The sequence below is a fragment of the Microcoleus sp. F4-D5 genome, from assembly GCF_036704885.1.
GTDB lineage: Bacteria > Cyanobacteriota > Cyanobacteriia > Cyanobacteriales > Microcoleaceae > Microcoleus.
In genome coordinates, this window is the sequence record NZ_JAUBSX010000200.1 from 1 (window position 1) to 1,312 (window position 1,312).

Annotated in this window: 1 protein-coding gene; it reads left to right on the top strand. The window is 45.3% G+C overall.

Annotated elements, in window-relative coordinates:
* On the top strand, window positions 1-1,255 hold a 1,255-nt coding region (locus QUA80_RS33575), incomplete at its 5' end, for an ATP-binding protein (protein WP_333429214.1).
* Window positions 1,256-1,312 lie beyond the last annotated feature (57 nt).

Sequence of the window (1,312 nt, forward strand, 5' to 3'; positions counted from 1 at the left end):
CTCACTATTATCTCGGATGATTCACTTTTACCCCCTCAATTCGCGTATGTGCCAGTTGGGGGTGCGGAATGTGGGTTCTATCTGCCTTTTGCTGTCCATTTCCCTAAGAATAGAACAGCGGCTGCTGCGGTTAATTTCGGCAACAGAGGCGATAGCTGGTGGCGACTTCGACTCAACAGTTTCAGGTAGCGGTATTGCCGAACTCGAAGCCCTAGCCTGTGCTTTCGAGCGCATGAATTGCCAGTTAAAAGCATCTCGCCAGCGGTTAGAAGAATATTCTGGCGATTTAAAGCGGCAAGTTGCACAGAAAACTATTGAACTAAAACAAGCTAAAATTGCCGCCGAAAGTGCCAATCGCGCTAAAAGTACCTTTCTGGCCAATATGAGCCACGAATTGAGAACGCCTCTGAATGCGATTATCGGCTTTGCCCACCTCCTTGTGAACTCTAAAAAAACTGCACCGGAACAGCAGTCGAGTTTAGATATTATCAATCGCAGTGGCGAGCATTTGTTGAAACTAATCAACGATATTTTGTCGCTGTCTAAGATTGAAGCTGGTCAAATTACCCTCGAAGAAACTGCTGTTGACTTGTACAGTTTGCTCTCGGACATAGAACGGATGTTCCAACTCAAAGCTCAGTCGTCGGGATTGCAACTTGTTTTTGAACTCCGGAAAGATGTACCGCAATACGTCCGAACTGATGAAAGCAAGCTGCGCCAAGTTTTGATTAATCTGTTGGGTAATGCTGTTAAATTTACTGAGGCGGGTAGGGTGAAGCTGACTGTAAAATGCCTTCAGTCTATGGCTAAAAAACCTTTACCCAAATTCTTTCTCCAATTCTCTGTGAAGGATACAGGCCCAGGCATTGCGCCTGATGAGGTTAGCCGTTTGTTTAAGCCGTTCGTGCAAGCTTCTGCTGGCAGAAAATCGCAAACGGGAACGGGTTTGGGATTGCCAATCAGTAACTCTTTTGTGAAGCTGATGGGTGGTGAAATTAAGGTCAAAAGTTCTGTGGGGAAAGGAACGGTTTTTAGTTTTTACGTTAAAGTCAGTCATGCTACTGAGAGCGAAGTTTATGACAGACTGCCGCAAAAACGAGTGAAGGGGTTGGCATCCAACCAACAAATGTATCGCATTCTGGTAGCGGACGATGAGTCGGCAAATCGGTTGTTGCTAACTCAGATATTGAAGTCGGCTGGCTTTCTGGTGTGGTTCGCGGATAACGGAATTAAGGCTGTTATACCATTTTTCTAAAGATGTGCTAGAGATAAAGAATGTAAGATCCAAGACCATCCTGTGAGAAAACCAATG